Raw genomic sequence first — 24,681 nt, 5'->3', positions numbered from 1 at the left:
CACCGACCAGGACCCGCCACCACCGCCCCCAACAACGACCGACACCGACCCACCAACCGACCCACCGACACCTCATCGAACAGATCCGTCCGGTAGACGAAGGTCATCGACATCCCCTCGTCGCAGGGCTGGGCGAAGAGGGAGAGGGCGAACAGGGCGCGTGGCCGGTCGCTGTCGAAGTCGGTGAACCGGAGGGAGCCGGTGCCCTGGCCGGCGGCGGGGACGTTCTGCATGGCGAACCAGGCGTCGATCAGGGAGTCGGTGTCGGGTCGCTCAGGCCGCAGTTCGCGGACGACCCGCTCGTACGGCACGTCCTGGTGGTCGAGTGCGTCGAGGGTGTGGTCACGGACCCGGGTGAGCAGCTCGACGAACGTCGGGTCGTCCGACAGGTCGGCCCGGACGACGAGGGTGTTCACGAACAGGCCGATGAGGTTCTCCACCTCAGGGCGGGTCCGGCCGGCCACCGGGGTGCCGATGCCGAAGTCGTGCTGCCCGCTCCACTGCCCCAGCAGCACCTGGAACGCCGCCAGCAGGGTCATGTACAGGGTGGCACCGTGCTCCCGGCCCAACCGCTCCAGCCCGGCGACCAGTTCGGGCTCCAGGGTGAAGTCGTACGTCGCGGCGGCCGATGTCGGACGCTCCGGACGCGGACGGTCGGTGGGCAGCTCCAGCACCGGCAGACCGCTCAGCCGCTCCCGCCAGTAGCCGAGGTCCGCCGTCAGCCGGTCGCCCTCCAGGTCCTGGCGCTGCGACTGCGCGAACCGTGAGTAGCTCATGGGCAGTTCGGGGAGTTGTTCGCCGTCGTGGAGTGCTCCCAGTTCCCGGACGAACAGGCCGTTCGACCAGGCGTCGGAGACGATGTGGTGTGTGGCGGCGAGGAGTACGTGCTCGGTGTCGCTCAGCCGCCACACGACGACCCGGAGCAGTGGGCCGCGGGTCAGGTCGAACGGCTTGTCGGCCTCGGCTCGGGCCTCCTCGTCGATCTGTGCCACATCGGCGGCCTGCCGCCAGTCGATACGGAGGTCCATGCGGTCGGCCACGAAAACCCGGGCGGAACCGTCGCGTTCGGCGAAGCAGGACCGCAGTGATTCGTGGCGTGCCACCACCTGTGTCAGGGCGCGGTCCAGCCGGGCCCGGTCGAGCGGGCCGCGCAGCCACCACATCGGTGTCGAGACGTAGGCGGTGCTGCGCCCGCCCGCCAGGCGGTCCAGGAACCACATGCGTTCCTGCGCGAAGGACGGAGTCAGTCCGGCCTCGGCACGAGCCGTCGTCCGGTGCTCGTTCGTCCCTGGTCGCTGCACGGCAGTTCCTCTCCCCGAACCAGAGCCACTGTCTGGTGACGTCGCCCTGCCCGCCGGATCGGCTCAGATGGCAGTGGCATGGACCGCGGCGGTCGGGGAAGGCGTCTTGGGACCCCTCGCTCCGGACCTTGGCCCGTGCGAGAAGGATCACCGCGGGGAGTGGGCGTCGGTAGAGGAGTCACTACCTTCCGTGGTGCCGTTTCGCGGCTCCGCACACCCGCTGTGAGCAGCGAACACCCGTCCGTCACCAGGGGGGTTCACGCTGCGCCTCACGTGCGGCCCTGAGGCCGTCCCGCCGGGGGAACGCCTCGCTTCCGCCGCGAACTCTTGCCTCACTACTCCCAGGGTGGTTGAGTGGCTCAGCCAGTGAGCGGAACCTCCGGAGCTCCCTGCCGGCACGCGGCGGGGCGGACGCCGTCACGGGAGACAGGGAGCATGAGGCGATGTCCCAGCCACAGCGGACGGCGGGCGACCGGGGTGTGCGCCCCGCTGCCTCCGGCACAGACACCGAAGCCGGCGCCGGCACCGCACACGACAGCGGCGACGGCACACCCCCCGGTGACGCCACCGGAGCCGCACTCGTCGCCGGCACGGGCCGGCGGTGGCCCTTCGCCGGGCGTGAGCACGAGTTGGTGGTCTTCCGCTCCCATCTCGCGGACGACCGTGTCTCCGCGCTGTTGCTGGCCGGTGCCGCCGGCGTCGGCAAGTCCCGGCTGGCCGAGGAGTGTCTGCGTCACGCGGAACGGGCTGGTCACCGTGTCGAGCGGGTGACCGCCAGCCGGGCCGACGCGGCACTGCCCCTGGGGGCACTGGGCCATCTGCTGCCCGGCGAACCCGTCCATGATCCGGTGGCGCTGTTCCAGGCCGCCGTGCGCGCGTTCGCCCCGCATCCCGTCGGTGTCGCCCCGCGTCCCGTCGGTGGAGGATCCCCGCGCGCGGTGATCTGCGTCGACGATCTGCCGTTGCTGGACAACGCGTCCGCGGTGCTCCTCGGTCATCTGATGCGTACCGGCACCGTGTTCGTGCTGGGCACGGTCCGAACCCCGGGTCCGCCGTCGGACATCGTGGACTCCTTCACCCACGACGCGGGCACACGCCGGCTGGAGCTGCCGGCCTTCGGTGCCACGCAGACCGGCGAGGTGGTGCGCGCGGCCCTCGGTGGCGCGGTGGAGCACGCGACGCTGCGGACACTGGCGGAGCACTCCCGCGGCAACCCGTTGCTCCTGCGCGAACTGGTCACCGGCGCCCTCGCCTCAGGACGGCTGCGGCATGACGACCGGCTCTGGCGGCTCACCGGCCGGCTGACGGAATCGGCGAGGCTGACGGCTGTCGTAAGCGGCCGGCTCGCGGAGGTCGGCGCACGCCGCCGCCAGGTGCTGGAGCTGCTGGCGTTGTGTGGACCGCTGCCGTTGGACGCCCTTGCCGGCAGGTGCGACCGGCGGGAGGCCGGCGAGACGCCGGGAGACGTCGAGGCGCGGGCGGACGTCGAGGTGCTGGAGGACGTCGAGGCGCTGGAGGAACTCGGGCTGATACGGCTGCGCGTGGCCGGGCGCCGTACCGTGTGCGCGCTGGACCATCCGTTGTTCGGGCAGGTGGTCCGCCGGGGCATCGACGCCGGCCGGCGTCGGGAGCTGTACCGGCACCAGGCGGACCGGCTCGCGGCCCTGGGTGCGCGCCGGCGCGAGGACGCCCTGCGCCTGGCCTCGTGGCGGCTGGCGGCCGGCCTCCCCGTCGGCCTCGAGGTCCTGTTGCCCGCGGCCCGCATGGCCCGTCACGTCCGCGACTACCCCACCGTCCTCGAACTCCTGGCCGGTGTCCCGCGGCCGGACGCGGTCCTGGAGGTCTGGCTCTTGCTCGGCGAGGCGCATCACCACACCGGTGGCTGGGCGGCGGCCGAGGAGTGTCTGCGCACCGCGCAGGAGCTGGCCGAGCGCGACGAGGACCTGGTGACCGTGGTCATGGAGCGCACCCAGAACCTCTACTGGGGGCTGGGAGACATGGGGCGGACACTGGAGGTCAACGCCCGTGCCGCCGCCCGGCTGGATGCTGCCGGTCAGCGCGTGCTGCGGATCAACGAGGCCGCCTACCGGCTGTACTGCGGCCGGGTCCCGGATGTGCTGCGCCTGCTCGCCGACGCGGAGGCCGTCGCCGTGCCCCGGTTGCGCATGTGGGCCCAGTTGCAGCGTTCACTCGCCCTCTGCTACGCCGGGCGGACCGATGCGGCGGCCCGGCTCGCACAGGCCGTCCACGAGGAGCTGACCGCCGCCGAACGTGAGCAGCGGCCGGGGTGCGCCTCGTCCCATGCCAGCGGACCGGCGATCTACCGGGTGGCGGCGCTGTCCGACGCCGGGCGTGGCGAGGAGGCGCGTGCGGTGGGCCGGGAGGCGTTCGACCAGGCCGTGGCCGCGCAGGCGCTGGCGCCACAGATCTGGCTTGCGGCCCATCTGGGCCGCTGTGAGCTGGTCTTCGGGCAACTCGCCGCCGCCCGCGAGTGGTTCACCGAGGCACTCGGCCTGGCACGCGGCCACGGCGTGCGACGGGCGGCCGCCTTCGCCGGTGCCGGCCTGGCGGCAGTGCACGCGCAGGCCGGCCGCGCGGCGGAGGCCGAACGGGAACTTGCCGCTCTCGACGGCTGCGACGTGGAGCGTCAGCAGGCCACCCTGTTCCTGCGGCAGCTCGCGATCGCCTGGCTCAGCGCGTCCGGTCCGGCGCGTCCGGAGGCGGTCCGGGTGCTGGTCGAGGCGGCCGGCCGGGCGCGGGAGGCGGGCATGGCCGCCTACGAAGGCTGGCTGCTGGCCGACGCCGCACGGCTCGGCGCGGCCGACCGGGTCCGGCGGCGGCTGGCCGAACTGGCGGCCACCGGTGACGGTCCGCTCGTCGGCGTCAGGGCGGAGGTCGCCGCCGGGCTCGCCGATCGCGACCACCATGCACTGCGTGAGACGGCCGAGCGGTGCGAGCGGCTGGGATTCGACATGGCGGGGGCCGAGGCCGCCCGCGCGGCCTCGCTGCTCGCTTCGCGGGAGGGCGAGACGAGGGCGGCCGCCTACGCCGCCGTACTGTCCCGGCGCCTGCTCGACCGCTGCGGGACCGACCGTCTCGTCGCGCCGTCCCCGCGGCCGGCCGAGCTGCGACCGCTGACGCGCCGCGAGCGGGAGGTGGTGCGTCTGGCAGCGGAGGGGCTGACCAGCCAGGAGATCGCGGCACGGCTGGTGCTGTCGGTGCGTACGGTGGACAACCACCTGCACCGGGCCTTCGCCAAGCTCGGCGTGTCCTCGCGGCGCGACCTCGCCACGGCCGACTGGTCCTCCGGCCGCGCGCCGGACGGGCGGGCGGGGGCCGGCCGCCCGGTCCACTGAGCGACACCACGAGGCGAGCGGACAGCAGCCGGCCACTCGTCCCACCCGCCACCGTCACCGGCGAGCGCAGGGCAGCCACTCAGCTCACCGATTCACCCCACCGGCCGGCGAAGAACAGCCACGAAGAACAGCCACTCAGCTCACCCACCGGCGCCACCGAGCGGCGAAGAACAGCCATTCAGCTCACCCGCCGGCGCCACCGAGCGGGTCGCCCGGCACCCCGCGCGCGCCCAGCGGGTGCAACGCGGAGCGGATTCCGCCGATGTCCCGGACCCCGAGTTTCGAGCGGACGCTCTGGAGGTGGTTGACGACGGTGCGGTCCGCCAGGGACAGCCGGCGGGCCGTCTCCTCCCGGGGGAGGCCGCTCGCCACGGCCAGCGCGACCTGCAGTTCGCGCCCCGTCAGCACGCACCGCGCCTCGGGTGCCACCAGGCCGAAGGTGCGAGCCGGGGCGTCGGGGCCCGTCAGCCGCGTCACCTGCCGTCGCGCCTCGTGGGCGGCGTGCTCGCGTACCGCGTACCGGGCACGGGTGCGGGTGCGCGCCGTCGCGGCGGCGTTCCAGGCCTCCGCGGCGAGCAGTTCGGCTCCCAGGCGCTCGAGTCGGGCGGCGCACGTCTCCATCGCTCCCGGGTCGCCGGAGGCCGTCGTGCGCGCGAACTCGGCGCGGGCGGCGACGAGCGCGCTGTCGGAGGAGGCCGCGATCCGCGACAGGGGGGCGACCGCCTCCCCGGCACCCCCGAGCCGGGCGATGTCGCACCACAGGTGTGACTGCGTGGTTCGCATGCCGCGGCCGTCGGCGTCCTCGACGGCCCGCCGCAACCGGTCCCGGGCCTCGACGATCCGGCCCGTGGAGGCCGCGAGCCAGACCTCGGCGAGGTCGGCCTCCGCCCGTCTGCATCCGCCGGAGCCCAGTGCCCGGGCCCGGTCGAGCCAGTGCTCGGCATCGCCCACGTCGGCGCGGACGGCTGCGACCAGGGACAGTCCGCACATCGCCGCCCACGCGCCGGCCCGCAGTCCCGTCTCCCGGGCGTGGGTGAGCGCGCCGGCGTACCAGACGTGTGAGTCGTCGAGGCGTCCCCGCAGGTAGTGGATCCAGCCCAGATTCGCCGCCAGCCAGACCTGGGTTCTGGCCGAACCGGCGTCCACGGCCAGGTCGTAGCCATGCTCGGCCAGCTCCCCGGCCGCTGCGAGTGCACCCGACTCGGCCAGGGCGTACGCCTCGGCGCCGATCAGCAGGGCCGGGTGCGCCAGGGTCACGGCACCGGAGGCCGGCCGCGCCGTGCGGGTGCGGCGCGCGAGGTCCGCCGCCTCCCCCGTCCTGCCGGACTCGACCAGGGCGTGGATCTGCGGCGCGCGGGCCGGTTCGGGGCAGGTGCCGGCTGCGGTCGGCGCGCACGTCGCCCCGGGGCGCCGGGCATCGTGCAGGTCGCCCAGCAGGCTCCACAGCGCGGCCTCGCCGGCGTCCAGGATCGCCGTCGCGGGACCGTCGGCGAGGGGGCGGTCCGCGTGGGCATGCCCGGCGTCGGCGTGCGGGCCCTCGGCGTGGGCGTGCCGGGGGCGGTCGGCCTGGGCATGCCCGGCGTCGGCGGCGTGGGTGCCCTGTGCGTGAGGGCGGGCTGCGTGGGCATGCCCGGCGCCGGGACGCGGACCGTCGTCGTGGGCATGCCCGGCGCCGGGACGCGGACCGTCGTCGTGGGCGTGTCCGGCGTCGGCGTGCGGGCCCTCGGCGTGGACGTGTCCGGCGTCCGCGTGCGGGCCCTCGGCGTGGGCGTGTCCGGCGGGAGCATGGGTGCCGGGTGCGTGGGTGCCGGGTGCGTGGGTGCCGGGTGCGTGGCGGCGGTCGGCGTAGGCGTGCCGGGCCTCGGCGAGGACCGACAGCGCCTCCTCGCCCCGCAGCTCCCAGAATGCGAGGTGGTGCGCCCGCAGCACGGCGGCCGCGGCACGGTCGAGGGGCCGGGTGGAGTCCGCCAGGGCCCGCCGCAGTGCGGCGTCGGCCTCCTGGGGGCGGCCGGTCTCCCACAGCTGTTCGGCGACGGTCAGCAGCGGGTGAGGGTGGGATCCCGGCGCATCCGGAGCATGGGGGTGGGACCGCAGGCGGAGCAGTTCCCGGGCCAGCCGCAGGGCGGTGGGATGGTCCGGCGCGTGCCGGGCCAGGGTGACGGCCCGCTCCAGGTCGTCGGGGGCGAGCGGCTCACCGGCGTCGAGACGCCGGCGTACGACGTCGAGCAGGAGGGCCGGGTCCGGTCCCCGGTGCCGGGCCGCCTCCACCTCCTCCCGCAGGACCCGGCGGATCCGCTGCGAGGGGAGGGAGGCACGGAGCACCTCGCGGTGCAGGGAGCCGCACGGCTCCACGTGGGTGTGCGGTCCGTCGGTCACGAGGCGTACCCAGCCCGCACGGGCGAGTCGCTCGGCGTCCGGCCGCCGCTCCTCGTCCAGAACGAGGCGGCCGCAGACCGCCACGCGTTCGAGGTACCGCACGTGCGCGGGGTGCAGCCGACGTGCCTGGCTCTCGACCAGGGCGCGCAGTCTCGGCGTCACCGTGAGCGGCCCGGCCAGCCGCCACATCGTGCGCTCCAAGACCAGCACGCCGCGGGACAACGCGTCGTCGAGGATCTCCTCCAGCTCACGCGGCCGCCCCCCGACGGCCTGGAACAGCAGCCGGACGGTGCGGCGCTCCACCGGGCCGCCCAGCGCACACCTCAGCAGCCGTTCGAACACCGGCAGCGACAGTGTGCGCAGCTGCACGGCGAACAGCGGGACCCTTGCGTGGTCCCGCCAGGGCAGGGACGTGTCCGGGTCCGTGGTGGCCACGACCGAGACGCGGCCGCTGCTCATCAGCGCCGCGAGCATCCGGGCGGAGGCGTCGTCCAGATGGTGCGCGTCGTCCAGGAACAGTACGGGTCGCGGACGGCGGGTGTCCCGCTCGGCGTGCGGCCGGGCGCGGGCGCCGTCGAGGGGGTGGTGCGATCCGTCCGCCGGGCCGTCGTGGCCTTCCGCCGGCCGATGAGGTCCGGCGGCCGAACCGTGCCCGCCTTCCGCCGGGCGATGAGGTCCGTCCGGCGGACCGTGCCCGCCTTCCGCCGGGCGACGGGGCACGTACAGGCCGTTCCCGTCCACCGCGGGGCGACGGGACGCGTCCACCGGGGTGTACGCGCCTTCCGTGCCGCCTGGTGTGCCCCACACCAGGCGATGCGTGCCGTCCGGGGCTCGTCGCAGCACCGGCGCCAATGCGCCCAGCGGCACCGAGGAAGCGGCGGGGGTGGCGGAGACGCGCAGCAGGGGATGCCCCCGGCGCCCCGCCTCCTGCCAGCACTCCCGTGCCAGCCTGCTGCGTCCGGTCCCGAACGGCCCGGTCACGAGGACGCCCGTGTAACGCGGATCCTGAAGGGCACGGTTCGCCTCGGCGAACTCGCGGTCACGGTCGAGCAGCGGCCAGGGGCGGCGGGCGGCACGTTCGCCGTCGTCGGTCCCGCTCATCGTCTTCCCGCACCTCGGTGACGTCGTCGCATCCGGTGGTGGCCGTCCCGGGCCCCGGAGCGCCCCTGCCCGAGGATAGGGCAATGCCGCACGGTCACCCAGCCACCCGCCCGGTCACGCCGGATCGGTGGACGGCGGCATGAGCGTCTGCAGTTCGCGCCGGTTCGCGGCGCCGATCTTCCGGTAGACGCGGTGCAGGGTGTTGCCGATCGTGCGCACGGACAGACACAGCCGGTCGGCTATCTCCTTGTCCTGCAGGCCTCGGGCGGCGAGCCCTGCGATGGTCTGCTCCCGGTCCGAGAGCGGCGCCGACCGGCCCAGGAAGCGCAGCGGTGGTGTCTCCACCGGTCCGCACCGGCGCAGCAGTTCCCGGGCCTGGGCCGTTGCCGCGGTGGCCGCCTTCTCTCCCCCGCAGCGCTGGTGGAACCGTGCCTGCTCGGCGTACGCCTCGGCGGCGAACAGGAGTGCGCCCAGGTCGGCGAACGTCCGGGCCACCGTGCCCATCCGCTTGGGGTCGCGCGCCTCGTACGCCCGGGCGTAGTCGGCACGGGCCCGCAGGAAGGCACCCTCCAGATGCAGGGGGGGCGTCGCCGGCACGGGCAGGGACAGCCGGGCGCATTCGTGCAGGCCGATCGCGGCGTCGGCGTGCGCCCCGTCGCCCATCGCCGACGTGACGGCGTCGTGCAGGGCTCGGGCGGCCGCCTGCGTCTCCCCCTGTTCGTGGTGTCGCCGGGCTCGCACCACGGCGAGGAACATGGCGCAGTGACCGGCCTCCTCCATGGTCAGGTCCTCGGGCAGCGGCGCGGCCGGCCGCCGGTCCGCCGGCAGCGCGCCGGCGGCCAGCGCGGCGTGGATGCCTGCCTTCACCTGCCACTGCCGCCAGCCCACCCGGTAACTCGACGTGAAGGTGGCGCACTTCAGTGCTCCCTCGATGATGCCCCGGTCGTGCAGCAGATGGCCGAGGGCCAGGCCCCGCTGGGCGTCGACCCGGACATGATGCTTCTCCAGCGCCTCGGTGTACTCGCGCCAGTAGATGCCCTCGGCCTCGTCGAACCGGCCACAGTAGTGGAGGGCGGAGGCGTGCAGCTCCTCCAGGGAGTCGGCGTGGAAACGCATCGGGCCGCCGGGTGTCCGGTCCAGCTCCGCGCGCAGGGTGCCGTACAGGGACAGGGCCTGCTCGGGGAGTCCCAGGTGGCACAGTGACCCCATCATGATGAGCCCGGCCTCCAGGGCGTGGGCCTCCGGCCCGTGGCGTCGCAGGGCCTTGGCCTCCGTGTGCGCTCGGGCGAACCTGCCCCGGAAGTAGAGGGCGACCATGCGGTAGTAGGCCTGTTCCCCCTCGGGCAGCGCCGGCAGCAGGGCGTCGAGTTCCGCGTAGCGGGCCTGGAGCAGCAGACCGCGTGTCTCGGCCTCCCGCAGGGCACCGGCGTGCGCGGGGCCCCGGCCGCGTACGGCGGTGATGAACGCGGTCAGCCCGGTGAAGTCGGCGGCTGCGGTCAGCGCCCGCGCGTGCAGGTCGGCCGTCGCCTCGTCCGGGTAGTGCTGCCATGCGGCCCGGGTGAGGCGGAGGGCGCTGGGCAGGGCCTGTTCGCGAAGGCTCTGTTCGACGGCCCGGTCCAGCAGGTCGCGCGGCGGTGTCTCGAGCGCGTCCAGATGCCATTCGGCCAGCCGCAGGCAGTCGTCGTGCTCGATGAGGTCGGCCGTTCCGTGGGCGGTCAGCCAGTGCCCGAGCAGGCGTCGCCGGCGCAGCGTCGGCAGTCCACAGCTCAGGGCGTAGCGCATCAGCGGGTGGGCGATCCGCACGCGCGGCCGGGCGGGATCCTCGACGGTGTCGATGATCCGGAGAAGCGCGCGCTGCTCCAGCCGTTCCAGCCGGTGTCCCTCGCAGAACCGCTCGACCGAGGTGAGCCGCGGCTCGCCCGCGAGGGCCACCAGCTCCATGACTTCCCGGTCCTCCTTGGCGAGTCCGCGCAGTTCCGGATCGATCATCTCCAGTACGGAGGCGGGCAGGGGCAGCCGCTCGTCGGTGAAGTGCCAGCAGCCGTCGTCGTGCGTCAGCATGCGGTGTTCGACGGCCGCGCGGGCGACTTCCAGCAGCAGTCGGGGATTGCCCTCGCACATCTGGGCCAGCCGGGCCGCGCTGGTCTGGCCGAGCCCGCCGCTGAGCAGCGAGTCCGTCAGCCGTTTGACGTCCGCGGCATCGAGCGGCTGGAGGTCCATGCGTATCAGCGCACTGTCGCTCCACAGCGCCCGGATACCCGAGGGCAGCGCCCTGCCGTCGCTGGTGACGGAGACCACCAGCTTCACGTCCGGTTGCCAGGCGGCCTCGTCGAGGAGCGGGAGCAGGCGCGGATCCAGCAGATCGGCGTCGTCCACGCTCAGCAGCCAGGGTCCGGGCCGGCCGCGTCCGGGGGTACGGGTCAGGTCGGCCAGCGCTCGTGCCGTGGAACTGGGGGTGAGGACGCCGTCCGACGGCCTGGGCCCGGTGACGTCCGTACGGCCGTGCAGGCGGATGAGGCGCCGGTGGGACGCCATGGCCTGGGCCTCGTGGAGCAGCCGTGTCTTGCCGATTCCGGCCGGGCCGGCGACGAGAACGCCGCGGGCGCCACGCTCGGCGGTCAGGACGCGACGGATCTGCTCCAGTTCCCCGACCCGGCCGACGAACGGGAGTGCGGTGGTCAGCCGCGGCTCGTGAGCGGGTGAGGCCGGGTGGGGGGAATGCAGGAGAGGCTTCATGACTTCCTCTTCGAATTGCTACCGACCGGTGCCGGCCGGACGGTACGGGCGTGCGGGTGGGGGGTGACGTGTCGGTCGTACGGGTGGGGGTGGCGGCGGAACGTCGGTCGCGCCGGTGGGCGGGGACGTGCGGGAGCGGGACGTGTGGAAGGGAATGCCGGGCGTGTGGGAGCGGGACGTGGAGTGGGGGGCGCGGGGAGGCAGGGCGCGGAGGGGGCGCGTTCGCAGGCGGATCGGCTCCGGCCCGGCCGCCACGGCCGTGCCGGGAACCCGCGCGGGGTCGGGGCGTTGGCCGGGGTCAGCGGCCCGGGGCCCGGATCCGAGGACGGGAACCGGCACCGAGCCGAGAACCGGCGTCGACTCCGCGACCGATACCGGTGCCGGCCCCTCGACCGATACCGGTGCCGACTCGACCGAAACCGGCATCGGCCCTCATCGGGCCCGGTAACGGCCCTGACCGGACTCGGTAACGGCCCTCAGCGGACATCGCTGTCGCCCTTGGCCGAGCCTGTGTCGGTCCTCGGGTCCTTGGCCGAGCCGGTGTCGGTCCCTGGTCCGAGCCGCCCCGAAGGAGGTGCCGGGCCCGGTGATCGGTTCCCGCTCAGTGGGCCCGGGTCCCGGGCCGGCCCCGGCCGCGGGGAGCCCTTGGCTCGCGGCCGGCGGCTGCATCTGGCATTGCCCGGTCTGTACGTGCGTGGCGGTACCCGGCCGCGATCACAACCATCCGAACCTCCCCCGGTTCACCGCGCCATGAGCGCGTGATCGATCATCGGTCCTGGACAGTCTCGGTAGCCGGCTCTCCGACGACCAGGGGTAGTCACTACTCAACTCGGCTTGCATAGCGTTACTCGGGTGTGGTTCGCCGCTCCTCCGGCTGCTCCGCGCCATGACTCGTCCGCTCCGCGGCGGCCCGGTGTCCCGAAAGCCCGCAGTCCGGCGGCTTCGGCTCGCCCCGGGGCCGGCCGCCTCCCCGGACACGCGACGCCAGACGGGCAGCACCGGCTCCGGCCTCTACTGTGCGCCGAGCGTCATCCACTTCCCGGGCTTCTCGAGGGATGCGAAGCCCGCCTTGGCATAGACCGCGTGCGCGTCCGCGGTGGCCAGCAGCACCCGGCGTAGTCCATAGGGCTCGAGATGCTCGCAGACTGCGGCGACCAGAGCATGCCCCAGGCCGTTCCCACGGCTGCCGCGCTCGATGTAGACGTCGCACAGCCACGCGAACGTGGCCTGATCAGTGACCACACGGGCGTAACCGAGCTGAACGCCGGTGGCCCTGTCGTAGACCCCGAAGTTCAGCGAGTTGGCGACAGCGGCGTCCTGCTTCTCGCGGGACCGGCCCAGCGCCCAGTAGGAGTCCTCGGAGAGCCACTGGTGTATGACTGCACGGTCGAGACGAGCCGGGTCGGTGGATATGTCGTAGCCGGCTGGAAGAGCAGTGGTCATGGCCGCATACAAGCAGACCAGGACACCCCGGAGCCAGGCCGGACCGCGGCCCGTTCTCCTCGGCCTCGCCGCCGTCCGGCGGTCCGAGCGGCTTCGCCGCCGTCCGGGGCGGTCCGAGCGGCTTGGCCGCTGGCGCGTTTCACGGCCGGCCGGCGGTGGCCGGCATCGCGGGAGGGTCATGAGAAAAGGTGTTGCTGTCCTCCGTGATAGGGGGCGGAGGACGGCAACACCTCGGGAATACCGGACGAAGCGGTATTCCCCCCGGGAAGCACGCCGTGAATGTCTCCCGCATCCGGACGACACATCCCAGGTGCCGGGTGACCGTACCCGGTGCATCCATCAAACCCCGGGCCGCCCGCTCCCGCATGAGTATGCGTCACTCCAAAAGCCCTCGGCCGGCGCGGCGGCGGTACGGCCCGGCTCACGCGCTCGTGCCGGTGGAAGACGCTACAGGGGCGACGTCCGGGCCTCGACGCCCTGCAGGCAGGCGAGGAGGGTGCGCGCCTCGATGTTGAGGTAGTTGCTGTGCCGGATCAGTCCGATCAGGTCCGGCAGGGGCACCCAGCGGTGGTCGGGGCCGGGGTCCGCATCGACGAGGTCCGGCCCCGCGTCGAGGACGAGGTATCGGTTCCTGGCGTGGTGGAAGCGGCCGCCTTCCTCCGACAGCACCGCGTCGAACAGCACCCGTTCCCGTGACGCCCCGGTCACCTCCTCGAGCAGCCGGGGCCTGGCCGCCGCAGGCAGCTGGGCGTAGTTGTCGGGCGTGCACTGCACCGTGGGGGCCAGTTCCAGGACATCGGTGAACCCGGGCTCCACGCGCGCGTGCACGAGCGCTTGCAGGATGCCGTCGACGCGCCGGGTCACGAGCGCCGACAGGCCGGTGCCGTGCGGTTCGATCATGGGCTGCGTCCAGCCGCGGACCTCCCGGCCGCCGGCCTGGACGTCCACGGCGATGACGCTGAAGAACCGGCCGCTCTCGTGGGAGATGCGTTCCTCCGTGCGGTGCCACCGGCCGACGTCGTCCAGCGCGATGCGCCCGGCACAGGGGTCGTGCCGGGTACGGGCCTCGGTGATCCAGCTGAGCACGTCCGTTCCGACGGCTCCGTCCGGGCGTGCCCCCCGGAACGGGAACGGCAGGCAGGCGAGGACGCTGCGGGAATCCATGTTCACCAGGTCGTCGACGAGAAGCAGTCGGTGCAGTTGTCCGAGGGTCAGCCAGTGGAACCCGTCGAGGACGTCGATGTCCTCGTGCACCTCGATCACGATGTTGCGGTTGCGCTTGCGGTAGAACCAGCAGCCCTGTTCGGACTGTCGCACGTCCGCGAGGGTCCGGTGCCGACCGAGCTGCCGGAAGTACTCGACGTAGGGGACCGCCGCACCCCTGTGGACCCGTGTGTAGTTGCTGCGGGTGGCCTGTACGGTCGGTGAGAGCTGAAGTCCGTTGCAGTTGCCGGGCTCCATCTTGGCCTGCATCAGGAAGTGCAGGACACCGTCGAACTCCTTGGCGATGATGCCGAGGATGCCGATCTCCGGCTGGTGGAGGACCGGCTGCGTCCACGACTCGACCGCGCGGCCCGGCAGCCGTACGTCCAGTCCCTCCACGCTGAAGAACCCTCCGCTGTCGTGGACGAGATTGCCCGTCCCCGGCTGGAAGCCCCAGCCGCGCATGTCGGCGAAGGTGATGCGCTCGATCAGCGAGTCGTCCGCTCGGCGGCGTTCCTCCAGCCAGTCGTGGAAGTCCGGGAGTGTGACCGTGGGGCTGTCCGCCGCGTGCGCGGAGCGTGCGAGACGCGTCGCGAGCCCGGTCACCAGGCCCACGCCTCGGGGCCCGGGCCGCCGTTGCCGATCGGCGGGAACAGCCTGTCGATCCCGGCCAGCAGGTCGTCCGTGAGCTTCAGGTCCATGGCGCGGAGTGCGCTGTCCAGCTGATCGATGCTGCGCGGTCCGATGACCGGGGCGGTGATGCCGGGCCGGGACATGACCCAGGCCAGGCCGACCTCGGCAGGGTCGGCGCCGATGCCGGCGCACAGCTCCTCGTAGTCGGCGACCGCGTCGCGGTGCCGCTCCAGCGCCTGCATCGCCCTCCCCTGCGCGGTCTTGACGGCGGTGCCCTCCCCCAGCTTGCGCAGCGCGCCGCTGAGCAGTCCGCCGTGCAGCGGCGACCAGGCAAGTACGGCGACCCCGTACCGCTCGGCGGCCGGGATGAGTTCCAGCTCCACGTGGCGGGTCACCATGTTGTAGACGGACTGCTCGGAGACGATGCCGAGGAAGTTGCGGCGTGAGGCGGCTTCCTGGGCCTCAGCTATGTGCCAGCCGGCGAAGTTGGAGGAGCCCACGTACCGCACCTTGCCCTGCTGGGTGAGCATCTCCATGGCCTGCCACACCTCCTCCCACGGGGCGTGGCGGTCGATGTGGTGCATCTGGAAGAGGTCGATCCAGTCGGTTCGCAGCCGGCGCAGCGACGCCTCGCAGGAGGCGATGATGTGCCGGGCCGACAGTCCGCCGTCGTTGGGCCGGTCGCTCATCGGGTTGAAGACCTTGGTGCCGAGCACGACCTGGTCGCGGCGGCCACCGCCCTGGGCGAACCATGCGCCGAGCAGTTCCTCGGTGTAGCCCTTGTGGACCTGCCAGCCGTACTGGTTGGCGGTGTCGAGGAAGTTGACGCCGCGGTCGAGGCCGCGGTCCAGGATCTCGAAGCTCTCGTCCTTGGTGGCCCGGACCCCGAGGTTCAGCGTGCCCAGGCACAGCCGGCTCACCTGGAGCGCGGTGCGGCCGAGGTAGGTGTACTCCATCTGCGGTTTCCTTTACCGGTACTGGTTCTCTACGGCCTCGGCCGCCCACTGGTCGGCGATCGATTGCGCGAGGGGGACCCTGGGCGTCCAGCCCAGCACGTCGCCCGCTCTGCCGATGTCGGCGCGTGTCCAGTCGGCGCCGTTGCTGCGGACCGGTCCGTCCTGTCCCCGGACGAGGTGCGGCGGCACTCCGGAAGCCGCGACGAGCAGCCCGAGGATGTCCCGTACGGACACGGCCGTGCCCTGACCGATGTTCACCGTGGTGCTGTTGACGGGGGACTCCGCGGCGCGGACGACGGCGTCGGCGACGTCGCGGACGTCGACGAAGTCGCGGCGGGCGTCGGCGACGGTCAGCGACACGGGTGCGCCGGAGCCGGCGGACCGCAGCAGCGCGGCGGCCTTGCCCAGGAAGCTGCTACGGGGGGCGCCGGGCCCGGTCACGTTCGTGATCCGCAGGACCATGGCGTCGATCCCGCCGGCGCGGGCGGCGGCCAGGACGGTCCGGCTGCCCTCCAGCTTGGTCTTGCCGTAGAGGCTGGTGGGGGCGGGCGGGTGGTCCTCGGTGACGGACACTCCGGACGGCAGCTCACCGTACTCGTGCACCGAGCCGAGGTGGACGAGGCGCGGACTCGGCGGCGTGCTCTCCAGCGCGCGCACCAGCGTCTCGACGAGTTGTACGTGTGACCGTGTCATCTGCTCGTCGGTGCCGTCCCAGCTGTCCGTGGCCGCGTTGACGACGACCCGGGCTCCGGCCCGTCCTAGCATGCCTGCGACGTCGTCAGGGGTCGCGGACAGCAGGTCGAGGGAGGCGAACGCGTCGGCGTCCAGCGCTCCTCGCGGCTCGTTCCGGGCGATGGCGAGGACGCGGTATCCGCTGCGTGACAACGCGGTGCAGACATGGCGGCCGATGAATCCCGTTCCGCCGATCACTGCGGCGCACGGCTGCGAGAAGAAGCCCATGTCGGCCGACCGTAGGAGTGGCGATCTTCCGCAACAACCCCTATCCCTGCTGGACACGGGTTCTAGGGGAGAGGCCGGCGGGCACCCACCGCACACTGGCGGTGGGCGCCGGCGGCCGTCACCGCCGGCTTCCGGCATCGCTCTCGCCGAGGGCTTCTCGCGTCCGGCCGGCCGTCACTGCCAGCGGAACAGTCTGGCCGCGAGCACACTGCACAGCAGGGCGATGACGGCGAGCACGGTCAGGTGCAGGGTCTGCGGCCAGTGGCCCTCCCAGGAGTCGCGCAGGGCCTGCAGGGTGGCACCGAGTGGGGTGTAGTCGCCGATGGTGGACACGGTGTCCGGGAGCTGTTCCTTGGGGAGGAACACTCCGCCGAAGAACAGGCTCGGGAAGAGCAGCGACAGCCCGATCGACGTGGCCGAGCGGCTGCTCGGAGCGACCGCGGCGACGACGAGACCGACCGAGAACAGCGCCCAGGCGCCCAGGGCGAAGGTCAGCAGGAAGGCGGGCAGTTGCTCGGGCAGGGCCGTGCCGAACGCGCTCCGCCCCACACTCAGGACGAGCAGCGCCGCCACGACCGCCGTGGCCAGGTTGATGACGAGCTGGGCGAGCAGCAGGTTCACGGGGTGGACGGGGCTGGCGGCCATCCGGCGCAGGATGCCCTTCTCCCGGTAGGTCGCCAGTGTCGTGGGCAGCAGGTTCAGCGACAGCATGGTGAGACACATGGACATCGCCATGGCCGGGACGAAGGCCGCCATGGACGCCTTCTGGGCGGCTGTGTCGTCGGAGTGGCCGGTGACGATGTGGAAGATGCCCAGCAGCATGATCGGCAGAGCGAGCACGAAGAAGACCGCGGTGGGGTCGCGGAGGAAGAGCTTGGTCTCGACGAGGGTGAGCTGGGAACGCCCGGTCATGGATGTCCTCCTGGCGGCCGGCGGCCGCGTTCGGTCGGCGCGCCGCCACAGGAGTGGCCCGGCAGCGGGTCGCCTTGGGGTCGGAACGGCCCTCGGGGCGGGGGCGACGCTGGGTACGGTGTACGGCGGCACGGCACGGTGTCAGGCCTGCGGTGCCGCACCGGTGAGCTTCACGAACGCGTCCTCGAGCGTCGGCTGCTTCAGGCTCAGTTCGCCGGGAACGATGTCGTGTCGCGCGAGGGCCACGACCACCGCGTACACCAGGTCTCCCGAACCGGTCACCGTCACGCGGGAGTTGGCCCGGGTCACCGAGGTGACCTCGGGCAGTGCGGTCAGCAGCGCTTCGTCCAGGGGTGCGGAGGGCGTGAAGCACAGGTGCTGTTCGCCGGTGGCGGCCGCGATCAGGCCCGGTGGGCTGTCGAGGGCCACCAGCCGTCCGTCCCTGATGACCGCGATGCGGTCGCAGAGACGTTCGGCCTCCTCCATGAAGTGGGTGACCAGCAGGACGGTGACACCCTGGGCACGCACCCGCTCGACCAACTGCCAGGTCTCCCGCCGCGCTCGCGGATCGAGTGCGGTGGTCAGCTCGTCGAACACCGCGATCCGGGGCTTGCCGACCAGTGCGAGGGCGATGGACAGCCGCTGCTTCTGGCCTCCGGACAGCTGCCCGAACCGGCTGTCGCGCTTCTCCTCCAGGCCCCATTCTCCGATCAGGCTCCGCCAGTCGGCAGGCTCGCGGTAGAAGGTGCTGTACAGCTGCAGCGCTTCCCAGACCTTGAGCCGGGGCGGCAGTTCGCTCTCCTGGAGCTGGATGCCGATGCGCTGGCGCAGTTCCTCCTTGTCCCGGTGCGGGTCGAGTCCCATGACGGAGATGCTGCCCCCGTCGTATCCGCGCAGGCCCTCGATGCATTCCACGGTTGTGGTCTTGCCCGCGCCGTTGGGCCCGAGAATGCCGAAGATCTCACCTTCCTCCACGGAAAGCGAGACGTCGTCGACGGCCACATGGTCGCCGTAGGTTTTCCGGAGTTTCTGAACCTCGATCACCGGCATGCCTTCTCTGTCTTGCTCCAGCCGAATTCCGCCCCGGTTCCGCCGGACGTGTGGGTCCGGCGTGGGGTGCCGCGCGACCGGCCGGCCTCCGGGGGGCGGCCGGGCCGGTCGGGCGGTCAGGTGCGCCGCAGCGCCGCGTAGTGCTCCAGGCAGGCGTCGTGGGCGGGCAGTAAGCCGGCCTGCCGGGCCTCGGCAAGGGTGGGCGCCTCGCGGTCCCGGCCGGAGACCAGGGGCTGCACGCCGTCCGGCCAGGGCAGCGCGAGTGCGGGGTCGAAGGGGTCGATCTCGCTCTCCGCACCAGGGTTGTACTCGGTGGAGCAGAGGTAGGCGGCCACGGTGTGGTCCTCGAGCGCCATGAACGCGTGCCCGAGGCCCTCGGCGATGTACACCCCGCGGCAGGTCCGGTCGTCCAGCACCACGGAATCCCACTGCCCGAAGGTCGGGGATCCCACCCGGACGTCCACCACCACGTCGAGCAGCGAACCGCGGGTGCAGGTCACGTACTTGGCCTGGCCCGGTGGCACGTGTGCGTAGTGGATCCCACGGACCGTTCCGTAGCGGGACACGCTGTTGTGGTACTGCCCCAGCCGGAGCGGGTGCCCGACCGCCGCCACGAAGGCGGACTCGACGTAGTCCGCGCGGAACGTGCCCCGCTCGTCGGGGTGGACCACCGGCGTGAACACATGGGCTCCGCCGATGGCCAGCTCCCGGACGGTCATGAGCGGTGCTCTGCCGTCAGCTTCTCCAGGACGGGCACGACTTCGGCGGGGCTCGGCATGGCCTCGACCTCGGCCCGCAGCCGGTCGGCGGACTTCTGGAAGGACGGCTCGTGCAGCAGCCGCTGGATGCCCTCGCGCACGCCCTGCGCGGTGAGCTGGGAGGCGTGCACGTAGATCCCCGCACCCGCCGCGTCCAGCGCGGTCGCCTTCGACCACCAGTCGGCGAAGCGGATCGGGGCCATGAACTGAGGTACGCCGTGGACCAGGGCGGTCGCCCAGGAACCGAATCCTCCGTGGTGGAGGATGGCGGAGCAGTGGGGCAGCAGGGTGTGCAACGGGACGAAGTCAACCAGCCGGGTGTTGTCCGGCACCCGCTCCAGCCCGGCGGACATCTCCCGGGGCAGCGCAGCGACGAGTTCGATGTCGAGGTCGGCGACCGCGTCCAGGATCTCCTGGACGGGTACGAAGGAGCCGCCGAGCGCCCCGAAGGACACACCCGAGGTCAGGCACACCCGCGGCCGCTGCGGCTTCTCGCGGACCCACCCGGGTTCCACCGCGGGCCCGTTGTAGGGCACCCAGCGCACGGGGACACGCCGAACGTCCAGCGGCAGCTGGAGGCTGTCCGGGATCTGGTCGATGGTCCACTGGCCGGTGGTGACCTCTTCGGCGAAGTCGCTGCCGTAGCGGGTGAGCAGGCCTGTCAGCCAGGTGGCCAGCGGGTCCTCGCGCTTGTCCTCCGGCTGCTGGGCCATCAGTTCCAGGAACGCCGAACGCATCGTGGAGTAGATGTCGACGGCCCACAGCATGCGCGCGTGGGCGGCGCCGACGACGCGGGCAGCCACCGGCGCCGCGTACGTCAGCGGGTCCCAGATCACCAGGTCCGGCTGCCAGTCCCGGGCCAGCGCGACCATGTCGTCGACCATGGAGTCGTTGTAGATCTGGTAGGCGAACTGGACGCTCATCCGGTACTTGGTGAGCACCTTCTCCCACGTCTGCCGGTCCGCGAACGGCTCCGACCAGTCGGAGATCTCGTTCTCCAGCTGGTCGTGATGCATGGCGAACATCTGGTGGATGTTGTGGTCGGTGCCCACGGACACAGCGGTGAGACCAGTGCGGGTGATGGTCTCCGTGAGTACCGGATTACTCGCCACCCTCACCTCGTGTCCGGCTGCCGCACACGCCCACGCCAGCGGGACCATGGTGTACAAGTGGGATTTCTCGGAGACGGTGGCGAACAGCACGCGCATATGTGTTTCTACTTTCCTGTGGTCCCGGTACGCCGGTTCAGCCAAGCCGAGAGCGAGCCGGGACGACAACCCCTACCGGCCCCTATTCGGCGGCCCTGGATTTCAGCTGGAATTCGATGGGCCGGTGGTCCGTACGGAGAGAAGGAAGTCCGAAACGGTGTTGACTACGGCGGCCTTCTGGTCGCCGAGGTAGAAGTGACCGCCGGGGAAGACCTGGAGCTCGAACGTCCCCGTGGTGTGGTCGCTCCAGGCCGCCAGGTCCTCCACCGCCACCCGGATGTCGCTGTCACCGCCGAGTCCTACGACAGGGCAGCCGAGGGGCGGTCCGGGCTGGTAGCGGTAGGTCTCCGCCGCCTTGTAGTCACTGCGTATCGCGGGGAGGGCGAGGCGCAGCAGCTCCATGTCGCCGAGGATGCGGGCGTCGGTGCCGCTGAGCCGCTGGAGCTCCGCCACGATGCCGTCGTCGTCGAGCCGGTGGATGTCGTTGCTGCGGGGCTGGGACGGGGCGTTCCGGCCGGACGCGAAAAGGGCCGCCGGTTCGATGCCGGCCTCCTGCTCGAGCAGCCGCGCCACCTCGAAGGCCACGCTGGCGCCCATGCTGTGCCCGAAGAGCGCGAGGGGCAGGTCGGTCCAGTGCCGCAGCACGGAGAACACCTCCCGAGCCAGCGCCTGGACGCTCGCGACGGGCTGCTCGGTGTGCCGGTCCTGCCGCCCCGGGTACTGGACGGCCATCACCTCGATCCCTGATGACATCTCCTGCGACATGGGAAAGAAGAAGCTCGCGGATCCCCCGGCGTGGGGGAAGCAGATCAGTCGCACCCTGGCGTCGGGCCGGGGGTGGAAGCGGCGCAGCCACAGGCTGTCGTCGCGGTTCGGTGCCATGGTCGTACGTCTCCCTGTTTCCTGGTTACCGGTCGTGCCTCGTGGCACGCGGTGGTACGGCGGTGTGGCCGGTCATCCGGCGTCACCGCGCGAAGGCAGCCCTGCGATCCATGCTTCGACGACGGCCGCCGTCGACGCCACATGGTCCTCCATCACGCTGAAGTGGTTGCCCTGGACGTCGACGACGTCGTGCGGCAGGTCCCAGTAGGAGCGCCACTCCCCGGAGGATGCCGGGGTGCTGCCGCCCGCCAGCGGCTCCTCGGCCCGGACGAGCAGGGTGGGTGTGGACACCGGCCGGGGCTCCCAGTCCTTGCAGATGTGGAGGTACCAGCCCATGGCGGAGAGCCGGTCGTCGTCCATCGCGACGAAGGTGCCTTCGCGTTCGGACATGCCGTCCATGAGGGCGAGTCCGAACTGGTTGACGAAGTTGCTCTTCGGCACGTAAGTGTCCACCAGCACCACACCGGACGGCTGGACTCCCATCGCCTCCAGGCAGCCCGCGGCGGCCTGCGCGAACCAGCCGCCGGCCGATGTGCCGAGCAGCACGAACGGCGCACCGTCCGCGGCCTGGGCTATCGCCTCCGCCTGCACCCGGACGACGGCGTCCATGGTCGTCGGGAGGCTTTCGCCGCCGACGAACCCGGGCAGCGGGAGCGCGGACACGTCGCGGAGTCCACGGAAGGACGACGCGAACCGCGCGTACTGGTGCAGTCCGGCGAGGGCCAGGCAGGACGGGAGGCAGAACAGCTGGGTAGGCGCCTCGCCGCGGCCCAGCTTGACCGGTGCCGGCGCCTTGTCCAGACCGGCGGACGAGCTGAACTGGGGCCGCAGCGCCGCGACGGCCCGCAGCAGGTCGAAGGCCTCTCCCCATTTGCCGTTCTGGAACGCGCCCATGTAGAGCGAACTCAGCGTCGCGGAACCGCCTTCGGCCGCTACCGGGGCGGGGGCGGCCCCGCCGGCCGGGCCGCCGGTGGAGGCGGGTGCGTCCGCCAGTTCGCGGCGCATCCGCTCCGCGAGGTCGGCCGGGGTGCGGTGGTCGAACGCCAGCGTCGCGGGCAGCCGCAGGCCGGTGACCGCGTTGAGGCGATTGCGCAGTTCGACGGCGGTGAGCGAGTCGAAGCCCGAGTCCACGAACTGGTGGTCGTCGGCGACCGCCTCCGGTCCCGGGTGGCCCAGCACGGCGGCCACCTGGACACGCACCAACTCGACCAGTACTGACTGCTGTTCGGCGTCCGACATGGCTGCCAGGCGCCCGGCGAGGGACGGCTGGGCCGTCCCGTCGCCCGCCACCGCGGCCACTGCGCGGCGGGCCGGGGTGCGTACCAGTCCGCGCAGCACCGCAGGAAGGGCGACCCCCGAGGCCCCGGACCGCAGAGCGGCGGTGTCGATCCGGATCGGCACCAGCAGCGGGTCGTCGAGGCCCAGCGCCGTCTCGAACAGCGCGAGGCCCTGCTCCGTCGTCAGCCCGCCCACTCCAGCACGGGCCGCACGGGCAACATCACCGGCGTCGAGCGTGGCGGTCATGGAGCTGAGTTCGTCCCATGGCCCCCACGCGAGCGACGTCGCAGGCAGGCCCTGGCTGCGCCTGCTGTAGGCGAAGGCGTCGAGGAACGCGTTCGCGGCGGCGTAGTTCGCCTGGCCAGCACTGCCTATGACGCCGGCGGCCGACGAGTAGACGACGAAGGCGGCGAGGTCCTGGTCCCGGGTCAGCTCGTGCAGGTTCAGCACGGCGTCCACCTTGGGTCGCAACACCGCGTCCAGCCGCTCCGGGGTGAGCCCGTCGACCAGGCTGTCGTCGACGACGCCCGCCGTGTGCACCACCGCCGTCAGCGGGTGGTCCGCTGGGATCGCGGTCAGCACTGCGGCCAGCGCCCGGCGGTCGGCGGCGTCACATGCGGCGACGGTGACCTCGGCGCCGAGTCCTGCCAGTTCGGCCCGCAGCGCCTCCGCACCCTCGGCGGCGAGGCCACGCCGGCTGGTGAGCACCAGCCGGCGCACCCCCCGCTCCCGTACGAGGTGCCGGGCCAGCAGACCGCCGAGGAGTCCCATGCCGGTGATCAGCACGGTGCCACCGGGGTTCCACTCCGGGGCCGCATTCTCCGGGGCGGACTGCACGCGCGTCAGACGTGGCACGGCCAGCTCACCCGCGCGCACCGCGATCTGCGGTTCGCCGGACAGCAGGGCCGCGCCCAGTGCGTGGTCCGACGTCTCGTCCTCGTCGACGTCGACGAGGACGATCCGGTCCGGGTTCTCCGACTGCGCCGCCCGCACCAGGCCCCACACGGCGGCGCCGGCCAGGTCGGACACGTCCTCGCCGGTGGTGGTGCCCACCGCCCGGCGGGTGACGAACGCCAGCCGGGACGAGGCGAACCGCTCGTCCGCGAGCCACGCCTGGACCAGTTCCAGGGCGCGGTGCGTGGCACTCCGTACCCCGTCGGCGGTGCCCGGCGCGGGCGGGCAGGAGACCAGCACCAACCCGGGGGCCGTGCTGCCCCAGTCGATCGCTCCGCGGAGCGCGCCCAGGTCGGTGTAGGACTCCAGGAGGAACCCGAGGTCCTCCAGGGCCTTCGACCGCTTCTCGCCGTCCGCCCCGATCAGGGCGAGCCTCGCGCCCGACGGCTGCTGTTCCGGGGCGGGCACGGACAGCCAGTCGACCCGGAACAGTGCATCCGGTCCGGCCGGTCCGGCGACGGCCCGGTTCCCCGCCGCCTTTCGCAGCACCAGGGCGTCGACGGTGGCGACCGGGCTGCCGGAGGAGTCGGCGACGGCGACGGACACCGCGTCGGTGCCGGCGGTACCGATCCGCACCCGCAGTTCCGTCGCGCCGACGGCCTTCAGGGACATGCCCGTCCAGGAGAACGGCAGCCTGCCCTCGCCCTCCCCGCTCTCCAGCAGCGAGCCGAGCGCGATGCCGTGGAGGGCGGCGTCGAGGAGTGCGGGGTGCAGGCCGTACGCGGCGGCGGCGGACCGCTGTTCGTCGGGCAGCCGCACCTCTGCGTACACCTCGTCGCCGGTCACCCACACGAGCCGAAGTCCCTGGAACGCGGGGCCGTATCCGAAGCCGCCGTCGGCGAACCGCTCGTACAGGTCGCCGACCTCGACGGGTTCGGCCCCCTGCGGCGGCCAGACGCCTTGCAGGTCGTATCCGCCTCCGTCCGCGCCCGGGGCGACGACACCGGTGGCGTGGCGGGTCCAGGGCAGGTCGTCGTCCGTGTGCTCGGGGCGGGAGTGGATGGTGATCGAGCGGCTGCCCCCCGTGTCGTCCGGTCCTTCGACCGTGACCTGAAGCATCACTCCCCCACGCTCGGGAAGCACCAACGGCGCCTCCAGCGTCAACTCCTCCACCCGGCCGCAACCCACCCGGTCACCCGCCTGAACCGCCAACTCCAGGAAAGCCGTCCCCGGAAACAGAATCACCCCCGACACGGCATGATCCGCCAGCCACGGCTGCGACCGCACCGACAACCGACCCGTCAACACCAGACGATCACTGTCCGCCAGCGACAACGCCGCACCCAGCAACGGATGCCCCGCAGCACCCAACCCCGCCGACCTCACATCACCCACACCGGCCGGCGCCTCCAGCCAATAACGCTCACGCTGGAACGCGTACGTCGGCAGATCCACCCGACGAGCCCCACGACCGGCGAAGAACGCCCCCCAATCCACCTCCACACCCAGCGTGTGCATCCGGCCCAACGCCGCAACGACCGACTCCTCCTCCGACCGCCCCTTACGCAGAACGGGAACGAACTCCCCCTCCACCTCACACGACCGGCCCATCCCCGACAACACACCAGCCGGAC

Annotated in this window: 14 protein-coding genes; 1 reads left to right on the top strand and 13 read right to left on the bottom strand. The window is 72.6% G+C overall.

Annotated elements, in window-relative coordinates; all coding sequences use genetic code 11:
- On the bottom strand, positions 1-1,301 hold a 1,301-nt coding region (locus tag ACGFT2_RS33905; protein ID WP_393286161.1), incomplete at its 3' end, for a condensation domain-containing protein.
- A gap of 443 nt (positions 1,302-1,744) precedes the next feature.
- Between ACGFT2_RS33905 and ACGFT2_RS33900 the strand changes: the two genes are divergently transcribed.
- On the top strand, positions 1,745-4,657 hold the full coding sequence (locus ACGFT2_RS33900; RefSeq protein WP_393286158.1) for a LuxR C-terminal-related transcriptional regulator: 2,913 nt from the start codon (positions 1,745-1,747) through the stop codon (positions 4,655-4,657).
- A gap of 183 nt (positions 4,658-4,840) precedes the next feature.
- Here the strand turns inward: ACGFT2_RS33900 and ACGFT2_RS33895 are convergent, their stop codons facing one another.
- From ACGFT2_RS33895 to ACGFT2_RS33840, 12 genes are all read right to left on the bottom strand, one after another.
- On the bottom strand, positions 4,841-8,134 hold the full coding sequence (locus tag ACGFT2_RS33895) for an AAA family ATPase (protein WP_393286155.1): 3,294 nt from the start codon (positions 8,132-8,134) through the stop codon (positions 4,841-4,843).
- Positions 8,135-8,248: 114 nt separating this feature from the next.
- Positions 8,249-10,870, bottom strand: coding sequence for a LuxR C-terminal-related transcriptional regulator (locus ACGFT2_RS33890; protein ID WP_393286153.1), 2,622 nt, complete (start codon positions 10,868-10,870; stop codon positions 8,249-8,251).
- 1,011 nt (positions 10,871-11,881) lie between these two features.
- Entirely contained in the window at positions 11,882-12,313 is a 432-nt protein-coding gene (locus ACGFT2_RS33885; protein ID WP_393286150.1) for a GNAT family N-acetyltransferase, read from the bottom strand.
- A gap of 447 nt (positions 12,314-12,760) precedes the next feature.
- On the bottom strand, positions 12,761-14,125 hold the full coding sequence (locus ACGFT2_RS33880; protein ID WP_393286164.1) for an NDP-hexose 2,3-dehydratase family protein: 1,365 nt from the start codon (positions 14,123-14,125) through the stop codon (positions 12,761-12,763).
- Complete coding sequence (locus ACGFT2_RS33875; protein WP_393286147.1) at positions 14,119-15,105, bottom strand: aldo/keto reductase; 987 nt, start codon at positions 15,103-15,105, stop codon at positions 14,119-14,121. Before ACGFT2_RS33875 ends, ACGFT2_RS33880 begins: the two co-directional genes overlap by 7 nt.
- Positions 15,106-15,117: 12 nt before the next feature.
- Positions 15,118-16,065: an NAD-dependent epimerase/dehydratase family protein gene (locus tag ACGFT2_RS33870; protein WP_393286144.1), complete on the bottom strand. Its 948-nt coding sequence runs from the start codon at positions 16,063-16,065 to the stop codon at positions 15,118-15,120.
- A gap of 174 nt (positions 16,066-16,239) precedes the next feature.
- Positions 16,240-16,977, bottom strand: coding sequence for an ABC transporter permease (locus tag ACGFT2_RS33865; RefSeq protein WP_393286141.1), 738 nt, complete (start codon positions 16,975-16,977; stop codon positions 16,240-16,242).
- 141 nt (positions 16,978-17,118) lie between these two features.
- Entirely contained in the window at positions 17,119-18,027 is a 909-nt protein-coding gene (locus ACGFT2_RS33860) for an ABC transporter ATP-binding protein (RefSeq protein ID WP_393286138.1), read from the bottom strand.
- A 116-nt stretch (positions 18,028-18,143) separates the two neighbouring features.
- Entirely contained in the window at positions 18,144-18,746 is a 603-nt protein-coding gene (locus ACGFT2_RS33855) for a dTDP-4-dehydrorhamnose 3,5-epimerase family protein (protein WP_393286136.1), read from the bottom strand.
- A complete protein-coding gene (locus tag ACGFT2_RS33850; protein WP_393286133.1) occupies positions 18,743-19,993 on the bottom strand; it encodes an activator-dependent family glycosyltransferase in 1,251 nt (416 codons plus the stop codon). Before ACGFT2_RS33850 ends, ACGFT2_RS33855 begins: the two co-directional genes overlap by 4 nt.
- 102 nt (positions 19,994-20,095) lie before the next feature.
- Positions 20,096-20,875, bottom strand: coding sequence for a thioesterase II family protein (locus ACGFT2_RS33845; RefSeq protein WP_393286131.1), 780 nt, complete (start codon positions 20,873-20,875; stop codon positions 20,096-20,098).
- Between the two features lie 72 nt (positions 20,876-20,947).
- On the bottom strand, positions 20,948-24,565 hold the full coding sequence (locus tag ACGFT2_RS33840) for a type I polyketide synthase (protein WP_393286127.1): 3,618 nt from the start codon (positions 24,563-24,565) through the stop codon (positions 20,948-20,950).
- Between the last annotated feature and the right edge of the window lie 116 nt (positions 24,566-24,681).

The sequence above is a fragment of the Streptomyces sp. NPDC048514 genome (assembly GCF_043199955.1).
Lineage (GTDB): Bacteria > Actinomycetota > Actinomycetes > Streptomycetales > Streptomycetaceae > Streptomyces.
This window is presented reverse-complemented; position numbering and strand designations above follow the sequence as displayed.

What these genes read in the sequence shown, in the direction of transcription:
- ACGFT2_RS33865 (WP_393286141.1), bottom strand. Translation starts at nt 16,977, where the DNA reads ATGACCGGGCGTTCCCAGCTCACCCTCGTCGAGACCAAGCTCTTCCTC.
- ACGFT2_RS33850 (WP_393286133.1), bottom strand. Translation starts at nt 19,993, where the DNA reads ATGCGCGTGCTGTTCGCCACCGTCTCCGAGAAATCCCACTTGTACACC.
- ACGFT2_RS33890 (WP_393286153.1), bottom strand. Translation starts at nt 10,870, where the DNA reads ATGAAGCCTCTCCTGCATTCCCCCCACCCGGCCTCACCCGCTCACGAG.
- ACGFT2_RS33875 (WP_393286147.1), bottom strand. Translation starts at nt 15,105, where the DNA reads ATGGAGTACACCTACCTCGGCCGCACCGCGCTCCAGGTGAGCCGGCTG.
- ACGFT2_RS33860 (WP_393286138.1), bottom strand. Translation starts at nt 18,027, where the DNA reads ATGCCGGTGATCGAGGTTCAGAAACTCCGGAAAACCTACGGCGACCAT.
- ACGFT2_RS33895 (WP_393286155.1), bottom strand. Translation starts at nt 8,134, where the DNA reads ATGAGCGGGACCGACGACGGCGAACGTGCCGCCCGCCGCCCCTGGCCG.
- ACGFT2_RS33900 (WP_393286158.1), top strand. Translation starts at nt 1,745, where the DNA reads ATGTCCCAGCCACAGCGGACGGCGGGCGACCGGGGTGTGCGCCCCGCT.
- ACGFT2_RS33845 (WP_393286131.1), bottom strand. Translation starts at nt 20,875, where the DNA reads ATGGCACCGAACCGCGACGACAGCCTGTGGCTGCGCCGCTTCCACCCC.
- ACGFT2_RS33885 (WP_393286150.1), bottom strand. Translation starts at nt 12,313, where the DNA reads ATGACCACTGCTCTTCCAGCCGGCTACGACATATCCACCGACCCGGCT.
- ACGFT2_RS33840 (WP_393286127.1), bottom strand. Translation starts at nt 24,565, where the DNA reads ATGCACACGCTGGGTGTGGAGGTGGATTGGGGGGCGTTCTTCGCCGGT.
- ACGFT2_RS33855 (WP_393286136.1), bottom strand. Translation starts at nt 18,746, where the DNA reads ATGACCGTCCGGGAGCTGGCCATCGGCGGAGCCCATGTGTTCACGCCG.
- ACGFT2_RS33870 (WP_393286144.1), bottom strand. Translation starts at nt 16,065, where the DNA reads ATGGGCTTCTTCTCGCAGCCGTGCGCCGCAGTGATCGGCGGAACGGGA.